This window comes from Photobacterium lucens, from assembly GCF_009873615.1.
GTDB classification, from domain to species: Bacteria; Pseudomonadota; Gammaproteobacteria; order Enterobacterales; family Vibrionaceae; genus Photobacterium; species Photobacterium lucens.
Window position 1 is genome coordinate 1 of sequence record NZ_SSMG01000093.1, and the last position, 554, is coordinate 554.

1 protein-coding gene is annotated in these 554 nt (G+C 41.7%); it reads right to left on the reverse strand.

Going from position 1 to position 554, the window contains the following annotated elements:
- Window positions 1-351: 351 nt before the first annotated feature.
- The coding region (locus tag E5A76_RS04940; RefSeq protein ID WP_222932508.1) for a hypothetical protein at window positions 352-554 on the reverse strand (203 nt) is incomplete at its 5' end.

The window sequence follows — 554 nt, forward strand, 5'->3', positions numbered from 1 at the left end:
TCCTTAGTTCAGTCGGTAGAACGGCGGACTGTTAATCCGTATGTCGCTGGTTCAAGTCCAGCAGGAGGAGCCAAATAGAAAAGCCCGCAAGCAATTGCGGGCTTTTTTACGTCTGTAAAAATCACTATCTTATCGGTTAATATTATTTTTATTAGCTAATCTCATTAGTTTCGCTTACCTTCGAGCCTCAACTACCGAGTAAGCTGCCCAGCGGGCAAAAGAAGAACTGAAAGCCTTTGGAGCTAAATTTGGAAGTCGTATTGCTGGCTACTACATCGAAAATCAATCAGGTATTAAGTTAGAACGACCAGAACTTAACAAGCAGAATGTCGCCCAATGCGAGGGGGGATTTTATCTGGCATAACAATTCATGCGAATGGTCGCGCCTGAAGCAATGTAGTTAAGCAATGCTTTACACTTATCAGTAAGAAGTTGATTGTTGCTGCTATGTTCAAGTTGCGTCAAAGATTGGATCAGTCCAACCGATTCATATTGTTCTAATGAAATGTTGACGGCACTCGGTAACGTCTTATTTTCATTGCAATAGGCTTTTA